Genomic DNA, 21447 nt, shown 5'->3' with positions numbered 1-21447 from the left:
ATTGAAAGTTGCGTCAGTGCAGCCTTTCGCTTATTATTTAATACATATGCAAGGAGGACGAAATTTGCAAACTCAGTTAGCAAAAGGGGTTCAATTGACGACGGTCCTGAGTCATCAATTTAAAACCAATCAAATTATTATTAATTTTCGGGCGCCAATCAAGCGGGCCGATATTACAAAACGGGCCTTGTTGGCCAACTTATTAGAAACGAGTTCCGCCGACTATCCGGACCAGCGGGCATTAGCGCATGCCTTAGCTGGGATGTATGGTGCGGCGTTTGGTGCGGGTGTCAGTCGCAAGGGACCGACGCATAATTTACAATTGTCAATTACGGTACCTAACGAGCGCTACCTTGCCACGGCCGAACCGTTGACGATCCAAGCCATTGATTTCTTAATTAAGATTATTTTCAAGCCGCTCGCACAGGACGGCCATTTTGACGAGCCAACCTTTAAACGCCAAGCAACGAATTTAAAAGCGTCAATTGATTCTGTTGCGGATGATAAGCAATATTATGCGGCTCAGAAATTAAATGAAGCCTTGTTTGCTGCAGATGTTGCGCAACAAATTCCCAGCTATGGAGTTGCCGGTGACATTGCCGCAATCACAGCGAGTGACTTGTATGACTATTACCAAAAGTTATTGGCCGAGGATCAGATTGATATTATTATGATGGGTGACTTTGATGAACCGACTGTGATTGATCGTTGGCAGGCCGTTGATTTCAGAAATCGATTGGTTGCCCGCCCAGCTGCCTTTTACCGGCATCAAAATGAAAATACTTATACTGAAACGTCAGAAATTCAAGCACTTAGCCAAGCTAAATTGAATTTAGGTTACGATTTTCCAGTTTTTTATCGCGATAAGCATTATTACGCGGCGCTTGTCTTCAACGAGTTATTCGGTGGGTCACCGCTATCAAAACTATTTATGAATGTGCGGGAAAAAGCCAGTTTGGCTTACTATGCCAGCAGCTCGCTAGACACCTTCCGCGGGGTCTTAAAAGTTTCTGCTGGAATCGATGGTCAAAACCACGATCAGGTGTTGAAAATCATTGCCGCCCAATTGACCGCTATTCAACAAGGTAACTTTACCGATGAATTAGTTGATCAGTTGAAATTGGGCTTGATCAACGACTTCGAGTCAAGTTTAGATAGTCAACGGACCTTTGCCATTCAGGCCTTAATTGATGACCTGACGCAACAAAGTGTCAGCGATGCCGACTGGCTCAAACAGATTCAGGCCGTGACGCGGGATCAGATTATGGCGGTCGCCCAGCTCGTGACGTTAAATAACGGGTTCTTCTTAAGTGGGGGTCAGCATGAAAGTAACTAATTATGAACAATTTAATGAAACAAGTTATCAAACTAAGCTGGCCAATGGTCTGACAGTGACAATGTTGCCCAAGGCTGGTTACCATAAAACGTATGCTGTGTTTACAACGAACTATGGCTCAATTAATAATACGTTCGTGCCAGCTGGTGAGACTGAAATGCGTCGTTTTCCGGATGGCATTGCGCACTTTTTGGAACATAAAATGTTTGAAAAGGCTGATCATGATGCGTTTCAAACATTTGGTAAGTATGGCGCAAGTGCGAATGCGTTTACCAGCTTCACACGCACAAGTTATTTGTTTTCCGCCACGCGGAATTTAAAAGAAAACTTGGAAACGTTACTCGATTTTGTGCAAGCACCTTATTTCACTGAAAAAACGGTTGAAAAGGAAAAAGGCATCATTGGTCAAGAAATTGAAATGTATGACGATGATCCAAGTTGGCGCTTGTACTTTGGGATGATTGGCAACTTATATCCGAATCATCCACTGCAATCTGATATTGCCGGAACCACCGACTCGATTGCTAAGATTACGGCGGATGACTTGTATTCCGCCTATCGGACTTTCTATCATCCTGAAAATATGACCTTGTTTGTGGTTGGTAAATTGGACCCAGATGAAGTTTTGAGTTGGGTGACTGCTAATCAGGCGGCTAAACAATTTGATGCGTTTCAACCGATTGAAACCAAAATCCCTGCCACAGCGACTGATGGTCATGACATCATCCCGTATCGTTCAATTGAGATGCCAGTTAATCGGGCAAAATCAGTCGTAGGCGTTAAGGGGTTGAACCCAATTGAACCCGGTTTGCCGGCGTTGAAATATCGAGCAGGTGTGAATGTTCTATTAGAAATGTTATTTGGTGATACCTCGAAGAATTATTTGCGGTTATACGACCAAGGCATTATCGATGACACTTTTGGGTATGATTTCGAACTACAAAATGGGTTTGATTTCTTGACCTTTAGTGGTGAGACTGATGACCCAGCTGCATTTGATGCGGCAATTATCGATGTTTTAGAAAATTGGCAAACAGCGGTGCTTGATCAAACAGAACTGTTAGCAACGATTAAGAAGGAAATGATTGGGCGGATCGTCTTTATGGCGAACTCTCTGGAAGCCATTGCGAACCGCTATGATCAGAAGTTATTTGGTCAGGCGACGATTTTTGATGAACCTGGGGTAATCGACAGTTTGAGTTTGGAAGATTTGGCAACAATCGCTAAACAACTCCTAACATCGCAAGCAATCAGTGAATATCAAATTCGACCAAGTGGCAAGAATTAAAGAAATCTGAAAGTTATGGTCAGCGGTACTGACAATTGAGTGGGCTGTGCTATACTATGAAACGAAAGATTTTGAAAATAGACTTAGGGTGGAGAAAAAAGTCAAATGAGTGAAAATGAAGAGAAGAGTACAATTGGTGCGCAACTAAAAGCCGCGCGGACAACTAAAGGTTTGACGATTGATGATTTACAACAAATCACAAAAATCCAGAAGCGTTATTTAATTGCCATTGAAGATGACGATTTTGATCAGTTGCCGGGCGATTTTTATGTGCGCGCGTTTATTCGTCAATACGCGGATACGGTTGATATAGATGGCAATGCCTTACTAGAAGCTCATCGTGATGAGTTACCTCAAACTGAAACCGAAACGATTGTTAAGAATGTTGATGAAGTGCAACCGACACGGGCAAGTTCGCGTGAACGTCCAACAAGTCCCGCTGGTCGGGTCCGTAATTATTTGCCAACAATTATCGTTACTGGCATTGTTGTGGTGATTTTGCTGTTTATCTGGTTCATGGCAGTTAAAACGCATGCAGGCGCTGGCTCCGCAACCGATACTAGTTCTTCGACCACGGAAGTTTCCAGTTCCAAGGCCAACAGTAGCAGTAAAGTTGCCAGTTCTAAAGCCGCTGCTAGCAGTAGTAGTGCCGCCAAGGCTAGTTCTGAAAAGAAAGCTAAGGATGACCAACAAGCCATCAAAGCAGATGGTGATAGTGATACTGCCTATACTTTGACCAACGGTGCAACGAAAAACAAAGTGACCTTCAAAGCTGAAAAAGCGGCTTGGATGTCTGTGACGACTGATGGAACACAAACTTGGCAGGGCACGTTAACGGCTAACGGCACTCATGATGTCACGTTACCAAGCGGTGCGAAGACGGTTAAGTTCCAATTTGGAAATGCAACTTCGACTTCAGTAACCATTAATGGCAAAAACTTTGATTTTAATCCAAAGAATAGTTCGTCACAAGTACGGACAATCACTTTAACCATTAAATAAACGTTACGGAGGAAGTTTAGTCATGAATTTACCTAATAAATTAACTGTATTTCGAATTATCTTGATTCCAGTGTTCATTTTGATTATGGTCTTGCCATTGAGCTGGGGCCAAGTTGTTTGGGCTGGCACGACTATCCCAGTGACACAAGTTGTCGCAACAATTATTTTTGCGGTGGCTTCTTTAACGGACCTAGCGGATGGTAAGATTGCACGGTGCCAACATTTGGTGACCAATTTTGGTAAGTTTGCGGATCCCTTGGCCGATAAGATGTTGGTCATGACGGCATTCATTATCTTAGTTCGCTTGAACATGGCGCCTGACTGGGTCGTTGCCATTATCATGTGTCGGGAATTAGCTGTTACTGGACTGCGACTTTTGATCGTTGAAAACAACGGTAAAGTCATGGCTGCAGCCATGCCAGGTAAGATTAAGACAACCACACAAATGATTGCCATTATCTTCTTATTGTTGAATAACGTCTTCTTTGACGCCATCAACTTCCCATTTGCCTTGATTATGTTATATATTTGTTTATTCTTTGTCATCTATTCAGGAATTGACTATTTCGTTCAAAATCGGGATGTCTTTGCAGATGGCTTTAAGTAATTCTTTGAGTTCACTAACTAGGACGACTGGTTAGTGAACTTTTTTCGATTCTTTTAGTGGTAGTGAGGGTTACATTACGTATATACTTAATGTAACGTGAAACAACAGTTACGAGGAGGGTCATTAATTTAATGCAGGCAGAAATAATTGCGGTAGGAACCGAAATTTTGCTCGGTCAGATTACGAATACCAATAGTACGCACATTGCACAAGGATTAGCTGAACTTGGGATTGACAGCTATTATCAAACAGTAGTTGGGGACAATCCAGCCCGGTTAGCCCGAGTGATTGAAATTGCCGCACAACGCAATGATTTAGTTATTTTATCAGGTGGACTCGGGCCAACGAAAGACGATTTAACGAAACAAACGTTGGCTAAATACTTAAACGTTCCGCTGGTGGAAGATGCGGCAGCGATGACAGTCATCAATAATTATTTTAAAACGACCGGCAAATCGATGACGGCTAATAATCGGATTCAAGCACTGTATCCAAACGGGGCAACACCGTTGACCAATCATAATGGTATGGCCGTAGGGGCGTTTTATCAGTCCCCAGATTCAGCTGATTTTTTGTTGTTACCTGGGCCACCACGTGAAATGACTAAGATGTTTGATTCGGAGGCTAAGCCTAAGCTACAGGCAGTATACGGCAAACAGGCACAGATTTATTCACGCGTGTTGCGGTTTTTCGGCATTGGTGAATCTAAGTTGGTGACTGAGTTGCAAACACTGATCAATGATCAACAAGCGGTGACAATTGCACCATATGCTAAGACCAATGAAGTGACGTTGCGGTTGAGTGCTCAAGCTGATTCGAAGCAAGCAGCTCAAGTTGCATTGGATGTTGTTGACGAACAGATTATGACTAAGGTTGGAACGTACTTTTACGGTTATGGCGATGATAACTCATTAGCAAAAGTTGTGGTTGAGTCGCTGATTGCGCGCAACTTGAGTATTACCGCGGCTGAAAGTCTGACTGCTGGTGAGTTTCAGAGTACTATCGGCAGTGTACCGGGAGTCTCAGCAATATTCCCAGGCGGCTTTGTGACGTATGCGAATGCGGCCAAACACCAATTGGTCAACGTTCCGCAAACCACGATTGATCAGGCTGGTGTTGTGTCGGAGGCAACGGCAATCGCGATGGCCGATGGGGCCCGTGCTCAGTTGCAAACCGCGATTGCCTTAAGCTTTACCGGTGTGGCTGGTCCAGACGACTTGGAAGGACAGCCTGCGGGGACTGTTTGGATTGGACTAGCTTATCGTAAACAGCCGACAATTGGCCGACTGTATCACTTTGCTGGTGATCGGCAGAAAGTTCGTGAGCGGAGTGTAATGGCCGGATTAGACCTCTTACGGCGGGCATTAGCTGCAGAACAACCGACTGAAAAATAAACCGAACTTTTGTTCGCTTTTTGCTTGCATTTCTGCAATTGAACAGCTATGATATTAAGAGTTAAGAGCGAGAACCAAAGGAGGAAATAATTTGGCTGATGCACGGCAAGCAGCACTAGATGCTGCCTTAAAAAAGATTGAAAAGAACTTTGGTAAAGGCTCTATTATGCGAATGGGGGATGCGGCTAACACCGAAATCTCAACCATTTCAAGTGGGTCATTAGCCTTAGATGATGCGTTAGGGGTTGGCGGTTATCCGCGTGGCCGTATCGTTGAAATCTATGGGCCTGAAAGTTCAGGTAAGACAACTGTTGCGTTACACGCTGTTGCTGAAGTACAAAAGCAAGGCGGAACCGCAGCTTATATTGATGCAGAAAATGCGCTAGATCCCGTTTACGCTGAACACTTAGGTGTTAATATTGACGACTTATTGCTCTCACAACCTGATACTGGTGAACAAGGGTTGGAAATCGCCGACGCCTTGGTCTCTAGTGGTGCGGTGGATATTTTAGTCATCGATTCGGTTGCGGCTTTAGTGCCACGTGCCGAAATTGAAGGTGAAATGGGTGATGCCCACGTTGGGTTACAAGCTCGTTTAATGTCTCAAGCACTTCGGAAACTTTCTGGAACCTTAAATAAAACCAAAACGATTGCTTTATTTATTAACCAAATTCGTGAAAAAGTTGGCGTTATGTTCGGTAATCCTGAAGTTACTCCCGGTGGTCGTGCGTTGAAGTTCTATGCAACGATTCGTTTGGAAGTTCGTCGGGCAGAACAAATTAAAGATGGCACCGATATTATCGGGAACCGTGTTCGAATCAAAGTGGTCAAGAATAAGGTTGCGCCGCCATTCAAGCGTGCAGAAGTTGATATCATGTACGGTCATGGGATTTCTCAAACTGGTGAAATCGTTGATATGGCTGCCGATAAGGATATCGTTAAGAAGAGTGGTTCTTGGTATTCTTATGGTGAAGACCGAATCGGCCAAGGGCGTGAGAACGCCAAGAAATACTTGGCTGAACATCCAGATGTCATGGATGAGATCCGGACCAAAGTTCGAAATGCCTATGGGATGGATGCTGCGACCGATGAAGAAGCTGAAATGACCGATCCGAAAGCTAAGGATAAAGTAACCGATCCAAGTACCCTTGACTTGAAAGAGACACCTAAAGCCGAAAAAGAAACTAAATAAGTGAACATTTGACGTCCAAAGCGGTTGCTTTGGGCGTTTTCTGTCCCAAAAAGAGCCATTTCAACCTAGTTGAAACCGGTTCAGACCGCCCTCACATAAGACTTTAAGTTGACACTACTTGTTTCAAACATTAGAATAACAAGTGTGTAAGTAATCAAAATATAACATCTGAAAATTTGTAGTTGATTTTATGTTAACTGGATTTTGGTGATGCGGAGGTGGAAACATGAATGTTTTCGGGTTAATCCTCGCAGTCATCGCAATTGTTGTCGGCTATGGGATTGGTTATTACGTTCGTAAGAATGTCCATGAAAAGGATTTGGACGTGGCCAAGAACACCGCTGAAGGTATTATTTCTGAGGCTAAGAAAGCAGCAGCGACTCATAAGAAAGAAAAAGTCCTTGAAGCAAAAGAGGAGAGTCACCGCTATCGAACTGAAGTTGAAGGTGAATTGAAGCAACGACGGAATGAAGTGCAAAAGCAAGAAGACCGTCTGCTACAACGCGAAGAGACTTTGGATCACAAAGAAAATACTTTTGAAAAACGCGAAGATGCTTTAGGCAAAAAGGAAGAAAAAATTGCCACAGAGCAAAAACGGGTTGAGCAACAGCAACAAAGTGCAGCTTCACTAATCACGCAACGTCAAGCAGAATTAGAAAAGGTTGCCGCCTTGTCACAAGACCAAGCGCGGGAACAGATTTTAACGCAAACGCGAGATCAATTAACGCATGAGCGCGCAGTGATGATCAAAGAAAGTACGGACGAAGTTAAGGCCCAATCTGAAAAAGAAGCTAAAAACTTAATCGTTCAAGCCATTCAACAGAGTGCCGCCGATATGGTCTCTGAGACGACTGTTTCAGTCGTTTCATTACCAAATGATGACATGAAGGGTCGGATTATCGGTCGTGAAGGTCGTAATATTCGGACACTGGAAACGTTGACGGGTGTCGATTTAATTATCGATGACACGCCGGAAGCGGTCGTTTTGAGTGGTTTTGATCCAATTCGTCGCGAAATTGCTAAGATTGCGCTCGAAAAATTGATTCAAGACGGTCGGATTCATCCGGCTCGGATCGAAGAAATGGTTGAAAAAGCTCGTAAAGAAATGGACGAGAAGATTCGTGAAACCGGTGAACAAACGGTCTTTGATTTAGGATTGCATGGGATGCATCCTGATTTGATCAAGTTGGTCGGTCGATTGAATTATCGGACCAGTTACGGACAAAATGTGTTAAATCATTCGATTGAAGTTGCGAAGTTAGCGGGTGTCTTGGCCGCTGAACTTGGTGAAGATGTTACTGTAGCGAAACGCGCAGGGTTATTACACGATATTGGTAAAGCCGTCGATCACGAGATCGAAGGCTCCCACGTTGAAATTGGCGTGGAATTGACAACTAAGTACAAAGAAAATCCAGTGGTAATTAATACAATTGCTTCTCATCATGGTGATGTTGAAGCGAAATCGATTATTGCTGTGTTGGTTGCGACGGCGGATGCAATTTCTGCTGCTCGGCCAGGCGCTCGGAGCGAGTCGTTGGAGAATTACATTCATCGACTTGAAAAACTTGAAGCGATTGCGAATGATGAGGATGGCGTCAAGAAGAGCTATGCGATTCAAGCTGGTCGTGAGATTCGGGTTATCGTAAAGCCAAAAGAAATTTCTGATTTACAAGCAACTGTTTTGGCGCACGATATCAAAAAGCAAATTGAAAATGAACTTGAGTATCCTGGTCACATTAAGGTGACAGTTATTCGGGAAATTCGAGCAGTTGACTACGCTAAATAAATAGAAAATGAGTCTGGGACTTCGGTCTTGGGCTTATTTTTTTAGTTACAGTGAAATTAGTTCAGCCAATTTCTAATTGGTTCATGTCATAATTACCGTCAAATCAAGGTGCCAAGATTCTAAGCTAGGTTTTTGTGAGTCGCCGATTTATGATTAAAGCAATTAATAAGGGAGCTGATGATCATGCGCTTTGGTGAACGTTTAAAACAGGCACGGCTAAATAAGCAATTGACTCAAAAAGCCGTGGCAGAACAATTGCACGTTTCTCGTCAAACGATTTCTAGTTGGGAAAACGAAAATAGTTATCCAGATATTGATAGTTTGTTACGCTTGAGCGATTTTTACGACTTGTCGTTGGATGTATTGTTGCGTGAAGACGTCGGTATGACCGAGTATTTGCGGCGTCAAGATGTTCGCAAACAAATTCGGCCAGTTCGAATGATGTTAGTCGTCATGATGGTGGCGTTTATCATTTTGACACTAGTTAATCTGTTTAAACCACAATTGAAGCTCATGAATCCAGTCGTCAGTTTTGTGTTCCTGTTTGGAATTTTCGGACTGGACGGCTTAAATAAGTTTGATCGTCACCTGGGTTTAAATGAACGGCCATTGTTTCGTGAACGACATCCGTGGTTTAATCAGTATGCAATTTGGCTCTTTGCCCTAATTGGAATTTTGGGCTTAATCGGCGAGATAATTAATTTTCGGCCCCTGATCACTGGCGTCATGTGCGGAATTGGGCTTGCTGGGAGTTGCTTGTGGCTAATTGCACGGGTTGAAAAAATAGCCCAATGAGAATTTAACAATGAGTTTGGGCTGAAAGTTGGCTTAAGCTCATTTTTATTGTGGATTGAGCACCACTTTTTATGCTAATTAATGCTAGAATAATGGTTATAACGTTAAAACAAGGGAGCAACATATGCGAATTTTATTTGTCGGCGATGTCATGGGTGAAGTGGGTCAAGCAGCGATTGCCACGTATTTGCCAAAATTAAAGCGGCGTTACAAACCGCAAGTAACCATTGTTAATGGTGAGAACGCCACTAAGGGTCGCGGGATCAACCAGGATGTCTATAAGCATTTTTTGACGGCTGGTGCCGACGTGATTACCATGGGAAACCATACTTGGGATAATAATGAAATTTTTGATTTTATTGGTGATGCCAAAAAGTTGGTACGACCACTGAATTTTCCAACGGAGACGACACCGGGATCTGGCTACACGATTGTGAATGTTAATACCGAAAAATTAGCAGTGATTAATGTGCAGGGCAATGTTTTTATGGGCCAGAATTTGGCGAATCCCTTTTTAACCGTCAAGCCACTGGTCGATGAGTTGCGTGAACAAACACCTAATATCTTTATCGACTTACATGCGGAAACGACGAGTGAAAAAGAAGCAATGGCCTGGTACTTGGATGGTCAAGTTAGTGCGGTGATTGGGACGCACACGCACGTGCAAACGAGCGATAACCGCGTTCTACCTGCCGGTACGGCCTTTTTAAGTGACGTTGGCTTTACAGGCCCTTATAATGGGATTCTAGGGATGACTCGTGAAAATGTGATTGGTCGGTTTTTGGAACAAATGCCGACCCGTTTTAATGTGCAAGAAGACAGTCCAGCGGTCTTATCTGGTTGTGTGATTGATGTTGATGGTAAGACGGGACATGCTAAGAAGATCGAACGGATTTTGATTAACCCGGACCACCCTTATTTTGATGATTAATTTGAGATAGAAAGTAGGAACTAAGTTGCCACAAAAAACGAGTGATACGCCGATGATGCGTCAATATTTCTCGGTGAAAAATCAATATCCAGACGCATTTTTATTTTATCGGCTGGGTGACTTTTATGAAATGTTTTATGACGACGCTATCAAGGGTGCCCAATTATTGGAATTGACCTTAACCACCCGGAACCATTCCGCGGCCAATCCAATTCCAATGTGTGGGGTTCCACATCGCGCTGTCCAAAATTATATTGATATTTTAGTTGATAAAGGCTACAAAGTTGCCATTTGCGAGCAAATGGAAGATCCTAAGCTGGCTAAAGGCATGGTCAAACGCGAAGTCATTCAGTTGGTGACGCCGGGGACGACTTTAGAACGCGGCGCTGAACAAGCTAAATCCAATAATTACCTGACTGCTTTAATTCAAGCCGATGGTCAATTTGGGTTTGCCTACGCGGATTTATCCACTGGAGAATTAAAGACCAGTTTACTGACCACCATTGATACGTTGATCAATGAAATCACGAGTTTACAGACGAAGGAGATCGTGGTTGATGAGTCAATTGATGATGATCTCAGAGCCAAAATTAAAAACTTGGGGATCTTGGTTTCGGAACAGAACCAAGTTGAGCCACAAGCAGAATTGAGCTACCTCACTCAAGACTTGACGGTTGAACTCGAGACCAAGGTCGTTGAGCACTTATTGATGTATATTAATGTGACTCAAAAACGCAGTCTGGCGCATTTACAAAAAGCCGTGGCTTATGAACCTTCCTATTTTTTAAAGTTGGATCATAACTCTAAATATAATTTGGAACTAATGCGTTCGATTCGAACAGGCAAAAAACAAGGCACTCTTTTGTGGTTATTGGATGAAACTAAGACCGCGATGGGTGGTCGCTTGCTGAAACAATGGTTAGATCGGCCATTAATTGTTAAGGCAGATATTGAAACCCGTCAAAATAAAGTGGCTGCGTTGTTAGATCACTATTTTGAACGCAGTAATTTACAAGAAGAATTGGTCAAGGTCTATGACTTGGAACGGTTAGCCGGCCGCGTGGCATTTGGGAGCGTGAATGGACGAGACTTGATTCAGTTAAAGACGTCTTTGCGCCAAGTGCCTAAAATCAGCTATATTTTGTCTGAATTAGATGAAAAAGTGTTTACGGCAGAAGTGAGCCACTTAGATCCAGTGGAAGATGTGGCTGACTTAATTGATCGGGCGATTGTTGAGGAAGCACCACTATCTGTGACAGATGGTGGGGTCATCAAGGATGGTTACGACGAACAGTTGGATAAATACCGCGATGCCATGAATAATGGTAAAAAATGGATTGCGGCATTAGAGGCTAAAGAACGTGAAGTTACTGGGATTAAGAACCTTAAAATCGGGTTTAATCGTGTTTTTGGCTATTATATTGAAGTGACCAAGTCTAACTTGGCGCAACTGCCTGCTGATCGTTATGAACGGAAACAGACGTTAACCAACGCTGAACGTTTTAGCACACCAGAGCTCAAAGAACATGAGAGCTTGATTTTAGAGGCTGAGAGCCATTCTACCCAGTTAGAGTATGAACTCTTCACTAAGGTGCGAGAAACAGTTAAAGGGGCCATTAAACGGCTACAAACGTTGGCTAAAGCTGTAGCCGCTATTGATGTATTGCAAAGTTTTGCTGTCGTCAGTGAAGATTACCGGTTTGTTCGGCCGACACTGACTAAGTCGCACAATTTGGACATTGTTGAAGGTCGTCATCCCGTCGTTGAAAAAGTAATGGGTAATCAAAGTTACGTGCCAAACGATGTCAACATGACCCCTGATGAGACGGTGTTACTGATTACCGGGCCTAATATGTCAGGTAAAAGTACCTATATGCGGCAATTGGCACTGACGGTGATCATGGCACAGATTGGTTGTTTTGTGCCAGCCAAGCAAGCCAAATTGCCAATTTTTGATCAAATTTTTACACGAATTGGCGCCACGGATGACCTAATTTCTGGTCAGAGTACGTTTATGGTGGAAATGCAAGAAGCCAATAATGCGTTGCAACATGCTACTGCGAATAGTTTGATTCTATTTGATGAAATTGGCCGAGGAACTGCTACCTATGATGGGATGGCTCTGGCCCAAGCAATCATTGAATTTGTGCATAACAATATCCATGCAAAAACGCTTTTCTCGACTCATTATCATGAATTGACAGCATTGGATCAAGAACTCAAAGGATTACGCAACGTGCATGTTGGGGCGACCGAACAAAACGGTGAATTAGTTTTCTTACACAAAGTCGAGGACGGTGCTGCAGACAAATCCTATGGGGTTCACGTGGCTAAACTCGCTGGGATGCCAGCCGATCTGTTAACGCGTGCCAATACGATCTTGACGAGTCTTGAAAGTCAAACTAGCACTGTGTCCGTGACTGGTGAGGGTGTGACAACGACTAGTCCAGTTCAACCAACACCGACTGTAAAGCAACCACCTGTTGTTGCAAAAGCGCCAACCGTGGCTGCTATTCCAGCTCCAGAGGAACAATTATCCCTATTTAGTGAACCAACGGTCACCGATGCCAAAGGTGAGAAAGTCTTACAACAGTTGAAGACTTTAAACCTGATGGCGATGACACCGATGGATGTGATGAATCAGCTGTATAAATGGCAACAAAAACTAGGTCAGTAATTTTTTAGATGAAGGAGCCGATGGCAATGGCAAAAATCCATGAATTAGCATCCGTTTTAGCGGATCAAATCGCCGCTGGGGAAGTTGTGGAACGTCCGGCCTCGGTAGTTAAAGAATTGGTTGAAAATGCGGTGGATGCCCATGCAACGCAAATTGATGTGTTAGTTTTGGAATCGGGCGTGCAATCAATTCGCGTGATTGATGATGGGGACGGCATTGCGGATGATGACGTTTTGACGGCGTTTAAACGGCATGCGACGAGCAAAATCACGTCTCGTGAAGACTTATTTCGAGTTCATTCACTGGGCTTTCGGGGTGAGGCGTTACCAAGTATTGCGTCAGTTGCGGATGTGGTTATGAATACGAGTACTGGTACTACTGGGACAAACATTCATTATCGTGGCGGTAAATTGCTGAAACAAGCCCCGGCGCCTTTGCGTCAAGGAACAGATATCACCGTTACCGAGCTGTTTTTCAATACACCAGCTCGCTTAAAGTATTTGAAGTCACCGCAAACCGAACTAGCTAATATTGTCGATATTGTAAATCGCCTAGCCTTGAGTTACCCGGCGATTGCTTTTCGACTGGTGCACAATGGGAAAGAGTTACTTAAAACAGCCGGTCGTGGTGATTTGCAACAGGTGATTGCTGGCATTTATGGGGTACAAAACGCTCGTAAAATGGTGGCAATTGCTGGTTCAACGCCTGACTATACCTTGTCTGGTTATATCGCTTTACCAGAATTGACGCGAGCAAGTCGGCAGTATATCACAGTCTTAATTAATGGTCGTGCTATCAAGAATCAACAACTGACTAAGGCTATCATCCAAGGCTATGGGTCGAAATTAATGGTTGGCCGTTATCCGATTGCGGTGGTCGCACTTGAAATGGACCCCTTGCTGGTCGATGTGAACGTGCATCCGACTAAGCAAGAGGTTCGATTGAGTCAAGAGCCAGCCTTAGCGAAGCTGATTAGTACAACGATTACAGACCGTTTAGCGAACGTCAATTTGATTCCGTCGGCATTAACGAATTTAGGAAGCCACCGGCGTGAACGGCTAAATACAGACCAATTAGCCATTGATTTAAATGCCGCTTCATCACAGTATCAGGTAAAGCCGCGTCCCGCTAAGGTAGAAGTTAGTCCATCAACGGCACCCGCCGCAACTGAAATGGCTGCCGCAACGTCACAAGCAGCAACTTCAGCTGCGGATACCTCTGCAGCCGCAGAGACTGAGTCGGCTGAAACAACGCCAATTATGATCAGTGACAAGCGTGAACTCGACAATACCGCTGTGACTGCTTTTGATGAGCGGTATCGTGATGAAACCGTGGGGTTACCATTTGGGGTCGCCAAGCCAGCAAAAATGATGGCCATTGAACCTGAAACCAAGGAGACCAGTACACCAGCTTCAACCGAGCGCTTTCCAGAATTACGCTACCTTGGTCAAATGCACGGCACTTATCTACTTGCCGAGTCGGATGATGGCATGTATATTCTTGATCAGCATGCTGCTCAAGAACGGATCAATTATGAATACTATCGTCAAGCAATTGGCGAGGTCAGCCCGGATCAACAGAACTTGTTAGTCCCAATCATTTTGGACTATCCCACGAGTGATGTATTGAAAATTAAAGAACAATTGCCGATGCTGGCTGAGCTTGGAATCAAGTTGGAAGCTTTTGGCGGCAATAGTTTTATCGTCCATTCCCATCCGACTTGGTTTAAGGCCGGACAGGAAGAGGACACGATTCGTGAAATGGTTGATTGGGTACTGCAAGATGGCAAACTGACAGTCGCACAGTTTCGTGAGAAGTCTGCCATTATGATGTCGTGTAAACGTGCAATCAAGGCTAATCATCATTTAGATGATCAACAGGCGCGGGCATTATTGAAAAAATTGCCGACTTGTGAGAATCCATTTAATTGCCCACATGGCCGGCCAGTGACGGTTCACTTTACGAATACTGATATGGAAAAAATGTTCAAACGAATTCAAGATAGTCATACGTCGCAAGCGACGCGTTAGACCTAGGACCGTGATTAATGTCACGGTCTTTTGTGTCTGTCCGAATTGCGAGGGCCTTTTTTCTTCGAAAGTTTTAAGTTTATTGGTAACTGATACGCTGTTGCGTCGTTTCATGGTAAAATTAAACCATTATTTTACCGAAATTAGATGGGGATCGCGAGGCATCGCGGTTTAATGAAGGGGACCAGAGTTTGATTAAATTTAGAAAAATCCCACTATGGGTGACTTATAGCGTCATGTTTGTCATCATTTGTGGCTTGACGTTTAGTAGTCTATTCTTGGCCGGGCGAACGTTAATTTGGGAAGTTGATGGGATTGCGCAGCACTTTCCAATCCTGTTGGAATTTCAACGAATCTTACAAAGCAATCCGTTAAAGCTATTCAGCTGGTCTTGGAATATGGGGTTAGGCGCTGATCAGTTAACGACGTTTGCCTACTATGTGGTTGGTGATCCATTTAATTATTTGGTGGCGCTGACTTCACGGGCACATTTGGAATTTACCTACCAAGCCTTGATTATTTTGCGGTTATATTGTGCTGGACTAGCCTTTCTTGGTTTTAGCAAGCAATTTCATTTTAGTCGACTGAGCCGCTTGATTGGGACGTTGACTTATACCTTTACGGCCTATACCTTTTATGTTGGCATGCACCATCCGTTCTTCATTTTACCGATGATTTGGTTCCCGATACTCTGCTGGGCAATTGAACGAGTCTTGCAGGGAAAGCACTGGTTACCGTTAACCTTAATTACCGCCATGGTGATTACCAGCAATTTCTATTTTGCTTATCTGTTAGCACTCGGTAGCTTGATTTACGCGTTTGTCCGTTTCTGGCAACTGAAACGTGAACAACGCTTGTCACGACATTTTATGGCACTATTTTGGCGATTGTTAGTTGCTGTCGTGCTGGGTGTTGCGATGGCTGGTGCCATCTTGGTACCGACAATTTTAGCGATGCTGCATGCCACTCGGACAAGCTTTGACTTTGCCAATGGGCTATTCACGTACCCCATTAATTACTACATTAATTTACCCAATCGACTTTTAACGAATGGTGGGAGTGTTCAATACTGGGTCACACTTGGATTAAGTAGCATTAGCTTTTTAGGGGCGTTGTATACCTTAAAACACTTCAAGCGTTACTGGACTTTAAACTGGGTAATCGTTGCCATGATGATTGGTATCTTGGTTCCGGGCTTTGCCGCGTTCTTTAACGTCTTATCGACACCGTCAAATCGCTGGTTGATGATGGCAACGCTTGTATTTGCCTTAGCAACGATGATTTTTGTTGATGAAATGGCGAACCTAACCGCTGGCGATTTGAAATGGTTAACTGGGATGAGTGGCGGATTGCTGGCCATCATTTGGATCATCAACGGGCTATATTTAAATATTCGAAAACATGATATTGCGACTTATTTAATCTTGCTAGCGCTAGTTGGTTTGTTATTAGCTCGACACTCACTGAAGCTGTCCACACGCCAGTTTAATTGGTTGTTGTTGGGGATGGTTGTGCTGAATCTTGCTAACAACGGCCTAGGTTGGATGAGTATTAATACGAACTCGAATAGTACCGAGCAGATTCGCAAGGGTACTGCGATGAAGTGGGTAAAAGGTTACCTTGATGGTGCTCAAACCGGCTTGTCCAAAACTGGTTTTTACCGAACGGCGCTGGGACCAAATTATTACACGATGCGTTCTGCCGAGAGTGATGTGCCAATGGTCTTAGGCACACACACGGTTGGCTCTTACTTTTCAGTCCAAAGCGGCTACGTGGGTAAGTTGTCACAAGACCTTGGTAATTCAGAATATGCGATGAATTCGCCACTCGGAACGTTAGATCAACGAACGACTTTAAGTAATTTCTTAGGGGTTCGCTATTTATTTGCGCGGGAGGACCAATTGAAGGGTCAAGCTTTGCCAAGTGGCTATCAAGTGGTCAAGACCAAACAAGGTGAACCGAAGATTTACGCGGATAAATTTATTTATGGGTTGAGTAATCACACTGGTACCGTGTTGCTTGAGTCTAAGCGGGCATTGCCTTTGGTATATACACAAACCCAACAATTTTCGCCCAAAACGTTTGCTAAGCTTGCCGTGACGGATCGGGAACAAGCCTTATTGCAGGGCGCCATGACGACGACCAAAGCTAAAGATGTCAAGACGGTTACTCCGACCACTAAGAGCGAAAACGTGGCTTATAGCGCGCAGTTGGATGATACAACAATGCTAGATTCGACCGATAAGGTGATTATTTATCGGAACCAGCATGCTTCCGGAAGTTCTAACAACTTGTTGAGCAAATTACCGGCAGATACGATCATTTTGACGCCAGAACAACGTGAAAGCCTGACCCCGGCAACCGGGATGACCAAACCTTCGCAACACTTGCTTAACTTAATTACGGCAAATCAAGAAATCTTTAACAACGATGCCGAAGTGAACAAAAATGGGCTGAAACAAATGACGAGTGATATGCAAGGTCATCAGTTGCCTTATAATTTAACGATTACGAATCCGAAGAAATATCGTAATACTGAATTATATCTGGTTCTTGATGGTATCACATATAATAATTCGTCCATCAAATATGCAATGACGGTTGGTAATCGGAATAGTGTTTTCGCAGCACGACCGAATACAAAAATTGATAAGTTAAATCGGTTGCGTGATGGGTTAAAGGGCAATTTAAGTGCCAGCGGTTATAGTTTAACGGCTCAAACCATGGATAACTTGGCGACCTTTAACCAACTTGGGACGACCAATATGTCGGACTATGAACCACGAACCTCTGCGGTAATTAATCTTGGTTATAGCAAACATGCGCGTGAAAAGATAGTTTTGAACTTTACGCAGGTTCGTGACTTGAAGTTTAAGTCCGCAAAATTAGTGGCCGTCCCATTTGGCAAATCATATACGGCCCAAACAACTAAGCTACAAAAACAAGGTCTACAAAATATGCGGGTGACTGCTAACCAAGTGACCGGCACGACCAAGACGACGCAAGCGAGTGTATTAACGACGAGTATTCCGTACTCAACTGGTTGGCACTTACAAGTTGACGGAAAATCAGTAAAAACGCAAATCGTCAATGACGCGTTCGTTGGCGCAGCGTTAGCAGCTGGCAAGCACACCATTAAGTTGACTTATACGACACCAGGCTTAAAACTAGGCACATGGTTGGCGGTAGTGAGCTGGATCATTGTGATTGTAATTGCTGGGTGGCTTGGGTTTAAACGGTTTAAGGTGGAAAAAGATTAATCTTATAAAAGTATCATTCGAAAAGGACTCACGACCATCATCGTGAGTCCTTTTGTCAGCCAATTTTGACGACCGATTGCTAATAAATTATTTCTGACCGATTGAGAGGAGTAGTGCATGTGCATCAGTTGCGTTCCAGTGTGCATTTGCACGTGAATAGTGTGGTATTTGCGCGACCGGCCTAGTTGCAAATTGGTCGAGTGCGGTGGCAGTTTTTTTACCCATGGCAATTAAGGTTGCATCACGCGGAATGCCGAGTTCATCAAGATGAGCTTCTAACTGTGCGACATTAGCTTCAATGAATTTAATGCGGGTACTGTCACTGTCAATGGTGTTCGACAGATCAGTCATGAAGGTCCCCCAGACAGCTGTTCCATAGACGGCAGCAGCTAACCGCGAGTCGGCACTTTTCTTTTGACCGTGAAAGTTTAGAAAGACGCCTTCAGCAGGGTGATCATTGCCAGCATTGCCAGGATTCATGCCAACTAGGACATACTGAACGCCTTTTAGATGTTTCTCGAGGTCGTCTGGTAGTAATTCGATTGGAAATGTCTCTGGCTGATAGTTGTTTGCAAAAAGTTCTTCGCGTTCTTTGTCGGTTTTATCGTCCAGTGACGCATTTGGGAGGTTCCAAAGCGCCCAACTATCTTCGGCGGTAAATGGTAATTCTGTCATATTAATCGATCATCCTTTATTGGTATTAGTAACTTATTGAGTTGATAATGATAGGATAACACCAGATCGCGACATATCCTGTCGTTTTGAAAGTGAGCCATAAATTTAGATGGACATCAAATTAAATAAAAAGCATCAGCGCTTTTGGCTGGTGCTTAGTGTTGGTCAGTTGCTAAACGGATCAAGTGAGCGGGAATACTGACTGGCGCTTTAAACTTTGCCCACTCGCTGTCGGCTACTAACATTACTAGGGATGTGCTGGTAGTGGTCAGCCAAGTTTTGCGCGGTTCGATTGGGGCCAACACTTCGGTAATATCCGCATTCACGTCGGAATCAGTGATCTGCCATAGTCGATGCGTCACTTTATTGGTGTCCGTCACTTCTAGCGCTTTGGGAAAGTGACCAACCCAATCGTCGATTAACATTTCAATGACAGGTTGTTGCGCATAAAGGACGGTGTTAATTGTGGCTGGGATAATTGTTGAAACGGTTTGGTTTTCAGGCCAACGCGCGATTAAACGCCATTGGTGAACGCCGTTTTGAGTCAATTCATACCAGTAATAACTGTTGCCGGTTTGACGCTGTTCGTCTTCTGTGGACCAAGTTTCGTCGTTAGTTTCAAGTTTAATTCGGCCGTCAGCATTTGGTAGGACGGCGGTAAAAGGTTTTAATTGCAAAATGGCACCTCCATTGGCTTTGAGCATAGCATGTTTAACGGGTTTGGGGCAAGTATGAAAGTGACGGTAAAATCATCGGTCGAAACCTATCAAGCAAGGCTGGGAATGTGGTACAATTTAGCAAGCAAACATACGTTTTATTAAAGGAGCAAATTGACCGTGTATGAATATTTCTTAGGCCAGATTACCGATGTCACACCGAGCTTCGTGGTTATCGAAGTTGCGGGCATCGGGTACAAAGTACTAACGGCCAACCCTTATCGTTATCAAGTTGGCGCAGATGCCATAAAGATGTATATCCACCAAGCCGTCAGCGACAATGGGATGTCGTTATTCGGATTTTTTGATGCGGATGAAAAAGCTTTATTTGAAAAATTATTAAATGTTTCTGGTATTGGTCCCAAATCGGCGCTCGCAATTCTCGCCAATAACGACCATGCTGGGTTAATTCAAGCCATTAATCAAGGCAATGCAACTTATCTAACCAGTTTCCCTGGCGTCGGTAAGAAAACGGCCCAACAAATTGTGTTAGATTTGAAGGATAAATTAAATGATTTAAATGTTGATGTGACCGGACAAACAGAATTGGCAATGCCTGATGATCCAGCAGAAGGCGCCTTGGCGGATGCTTTAGCTGCGTTAGAAGCACTAGGTTATTCAGCTCGCGAAATTAAACGAATCACGAAGAAGTTAGAAGCCTTTAGCCAAACCAAGTCAGTGGATACGAATGACTTGCTGAGCGAAGGATTACGGTTATTGACGACTAAGTCGTAAGGAGGGATGAGCATGGACGACGACAAATTGTTATCAGGTGACACCACTGATGCCGCCGAGGGGTCTTTAGAGAAGTCGCTTCGTCCGCAGACGCTGGCCCAATATATTGGTCAGGATCGGGTCAAACATGAACTCGGTGTCTATATTGAAGCTGCTCGTAAACGGGAAGAATCATTAGACCACGTCCTATTGTTTGGGCCTCCTGGTTTGGGGAAAACGACGCTGGCAATGGTTATCGCTAATGAGATGCAAGTGCATATTCGGACAACTAGTGGCCCAGCGATTGAAAAACCCGGTGATTTGGTGGCGCTCTTGAATGAGTTGGAGCCTGGTGATATCTTATTTATTGACGAGATTCACCGGTTGCCTAAGATTGTGGAAGAAATGCTCTATTCTGCGATGGAAGATTTCTTTGTGGATATCGTGGTTGGTCAAGGTCCAACGGCTCATCCGGTGCATTTTCCACTGCCACCGTTCACCTTGATTGGTGCGACCACACGTGCCGGAATGTTATCGGCGCCGTTACGTGATCGTTTTGGGATTGTTGAACACATGGCCTATTATCAAGTTGCCGATTTGGAAGACATCGTCAAACGAACGGCCGATATCTTCCAGACGCCCATCAAGCCGTCCGGTGCGCATGAGATTGCCAGTCGTTCACGCGGTACGCCGCGGATTGCGAACCGGTTGTTTAAACGGATTCGTGACTTTGCGGAGGTTGCTGATAAGGACGCCATTGATGAGGCCATCGTCACACGATCATTGACTTATTTACGGGTTGATGAGGCCGGGTTGGACGAGACCGACAATAAGTTACTGCGAACCATGTTAGAATATTACGATGGCGGCCCAGTTGGCTTAGCAACGATTGCGGCGAATATCGGTGAAGAGACCGACACGATTGCGGAAGTGGTGGAACCATATTTATTGCAAATTGGTTTTCTCAAACGAACACAACGTGGACGGGTCGTCACATTAAAAGGTTATCAACATCTGGGCTTTCCATACCCAGAAACTAAATAA

Annotated in this window: 16 protein-coding genes; 14 read left to right on the top strand and 2 right to left on the bottom strand. The window is 44.1% G+C overall.

What is annotated here, in order from left to right:
• Positions 1 to 64: 64 nt before the first annotated feature.
• The 12 genes from yfmF (at position 65) to FFM64_RS02605 (ending at position 18298) form a co-directional block, all read left to right on the top strand.
• Positions 65 to 1336: an EF-P 5-aminopentanol modification-associated protein YfmF gene (yfmF, locus tag FFM64_RS02660; RefSeq protein ID WP_223876877.1), complete on the top strand. Its 1272-nt coding sequence runs from the start codon at positions 65 to 67 to the stop codon at positions 1334 to 1336.
• Entirely contained in the window at positions 1323 to 2624 is a 1302-nt protein-coding gene (gene yfmH / locus FFM64_RS02655; RefSeq protein WP_137606460.1) for an EF-P 5-aminopentanol modification-associated protein YfmH, read from the top strand. Before yfmF ends, yfmH begins: the two co-directional genes overlap by 14 nt.
• A gap of 105 nt (positions 2625 to 2729) precedes the next feature.
• Entirely contained in the window at positions 2730 to 3626 is an 897-nt protein-coding gene (locus FFM64_RS02650; protein WP_137606459.1) for a helix-turn-helix domain-containing protein, read from the top strand.
• Between the two features lie 22 nt (positions 3627 to 3648).
• Positions 3649 to 4233, top strand: coding sequence for a CDP-diacylglycerol--glycerol-3-phosphate 3-phosphatidyltransferase (gene pgsA / locus FFM64_RS02645; RefSeq protein WP_137606458.1), 585 nt, complete (start codon positions 3649 to 3651; stop codon positions 4231 to 4233).
• 131 nt (positions 4234 to 4364) lie between these two features.
• The gene (locus FFM64_RS02640; RefSeq protein WP_137606457.1) at positions 4365 to 5627 is read left to right on the top strand and encodes a competence/damage-inducible protein A; all 1263 of its coding nucleotides are present in this window, start codon (positions 4365 to 4367) and stop codon (positions 5625 to 5627) included.
• Positions 5628 to 5718: 91 nt separating this feature from the next.
• Positions 5719 to 6819 (top strand): recombinase RecA, encoded by a 1101-nt coding sequence (recA, locus tag FFM64_RS02635; RefSeq protein WP_137606456.1) that lies wholly within the window; start codon positions 5719 to 5721, stop codon positions 6817 to 6819.
• Between the two features lie 226 nt (positions 6820 to 7045).
• Positions 7046 to 8605 (top strand): ribonuclease Y, encoded by a 1560-nt coding sequence (rny, locus tag FFM64_RS02630; protein ID WP_137606455.1) that lies wholly within the window; start codon positions 7046 to 7048, stop codon positions 8603 to 8605.
• 183 nt (positions 8606 to 8788) lie between these two features.
• On the top strand, positions 8789 to 9400 hold the full coding sequence (locus FFM64_RS02625) for a helix-turn-helix domain-containing protein (RefSeq protein ID WP_137606454.1): 612 nt from the start codon (positions 8789 to 8791) through the stop codon (positions 9398 to 9400).
• Positions 9401 to 9524: 124 nt separating this feature from the next.
• Positions 9525 to 10331 (top strand): TIGR00282 family metallophosphoesterase, encoded by an 807-nt coding sequence (locus FFM64_RS02620; protein WP_137606453.1) that lies wholly within the window; start codon positions 9525 to 9527, stop codon positions 10329 to 10331.
• Positions 10332 to 10356: 25 nt separating this feature from the next.
• Positions 10357 to 13008, top strand: a complete 2652-nt coding sequence (gene mutS / locus FFM64_RS02615) for a DNA mismatch repair protein MutS (RefSeq protein WP_137606452.1) — start codon at positions 10357 to 10359, stop codon at positions 13006 to 13008.
• A 26-nt stretch (positions 13009 to 13034) separates the two neighbouring features.
• Positions 13035 to 15038, top strand: a complete 2004-nt coding sequence (gene mutL, locus FFM64_RS02610; protein ID WP_137606451.1) for a DNA mismatch repair endonuclease MutL — start codon at positions 13035 to 13037, stop codon at positions 15036 to 15038.
• Between the two features lie 191 nt (positions 15039 to 15229).
• Positions 15230 to 18298 (top strand): YfhO family protein, encoded by a 3069-nt coding sequence (locus tag FFM64_RS02605; protein ID WP_137606450.1) that lies wholly within the window; start codon positions 15230 to 15232, stop codon positions 18296 to 18298.
• Positions 18299 to 18385: 87 nt separating this feature from the next.
• Here the strand turns inward: FFM64_RS02605 and FFM64_RS02600 are convergent, their stop codons facing one another.
• Positions 18386 to 18973, bottom strand: coding sequence for a hypothetical protein (locus tag FFM64_RS02600; RefSeq protein ID WP_137606449.1), 588 nt, complete (start codon positions 18971 to 18973; stop codon positions 18386 to 18388).
• Between the two features lie 155 nt (positions 18974 to 19128).
• Positions 19129 to 19650, bottom strand: a complete 522-nt coding sequence (locus FFM64_RS02595) for a DUF1015 domain-containing protein (protein WP_137606448.1) — start codon at positions 19648 to 19650, stop codon at positions 19129 to 19131.
• A gap of 159 nt (positions 19651 to 19809) precedes the next feature.
• Here FFM64_RS02595 and ruvA point away from each other — a divergent pair, with 159 nt between their 5' ends.
• A complete protein-coding gene (gene ruvA / locus FFM64_RS02590) occupies positions 19810 to 20424 on the top strand; it encodes a Holliday junction branch migration protein RuvA (RefSeq protein WP_137606447.1) in 615 nt (204 codons plus the stop codon).
• Between the two features lie 12 nt (positions 20425 to 20436).
• Complete coding sequence (gene ruvB / locus FFM64_RS02585) at positions 20437 to 21447, top strand: Holliday junction branch migration DNA helicase RuvB (RefSeq protein WP_137606446.1); 1011 nt, start codon at positions 20437 to 20439, stop codon at positions 21445 to 21447.

The organism is Lactiplantibacillus daoliensis, from assembly GCF_005405005.1.
In the GTDB taxonomy this organism is placed as follows: Bacteria; Bacillota; Bacilli; order Lactobacillales; family Lactobacillaceae; genus Lactiplantibacillus; species Lactiplantibacillus daoliensis.
Note: the sequence above shows the minus strand (reverse complement) of the source record. Positions and strands in the feature narration are given on the sequence as shown.

Bases quoted from the DNA above. Each gene is read 5' to 3' on its own strand.
- FFM64_RS02640 (WP_137606457.1), top strand. From the start codon at position 4,365: ATGCAGGCAGAAATAATTGCGGTAGGAACCGAAATTTTGCTCGGTCAG.
- FFM64_RS02650 (WP_137606459.1), top strand. From the start codon at position 2,730: ATGAGTGAAAATGAAGAGAAGAGTACAATTGGTGCGCAACTAAAAGCC.
- FFM64_RS02600 (WP_137606449.1), bottom strand. From the start codon at position 18,973: ATGACAGAATTACCATTTACCGCCGAAGATAGTTGGGCGCTTTGGAAC.
- pgsA (WP_137606458.1), top strand. From the start codon at position 3,649: ATGAATTTACCTAATAAATTAACTGTATTTCGAATTATCTTGATTCCA.
- ruvB (WP_137606446.1), top strand. From the start codon at position 20,437: ATGGACGACGACAAATTGTTATCAGGTGACACCACTGATGCCGCCGAG.
- FFM64_RS02620 (WP_137606453.1), top strand. From the start codon at position 9,525: ATGCGAATTTTATTTGTCGGCGATGTCATGGGTGAAGTGGGTCAAGCA.
- FFM64_RS02625 (WP_137606454.1), top strand. From the start codon at position 8,789: ATGCGCTTTGGTGAACGTTTAAAACAGGCACGGCTAAATAAGCAATTG.
- yfmH (WP_137606460.1), top strand. From the start codon at position 1,323: ATGAAAGTAACTAATTATGAACAATTTAATGAAACAAGTTATCAAACT.
- rny (WP_137606455.1), top strand. From the start codon at position 7,046: ATGAATGTTTTCGGGTTAATCCTCGCAGTCATCGCAATTGTTGTCGGC.
- mutL (WP_137606451.1), top strand. From the start codon at position 13,035: ATGGCAAAAATCCATGAATTAGCATCCGTTTTAGCGGATCAAATCGCC.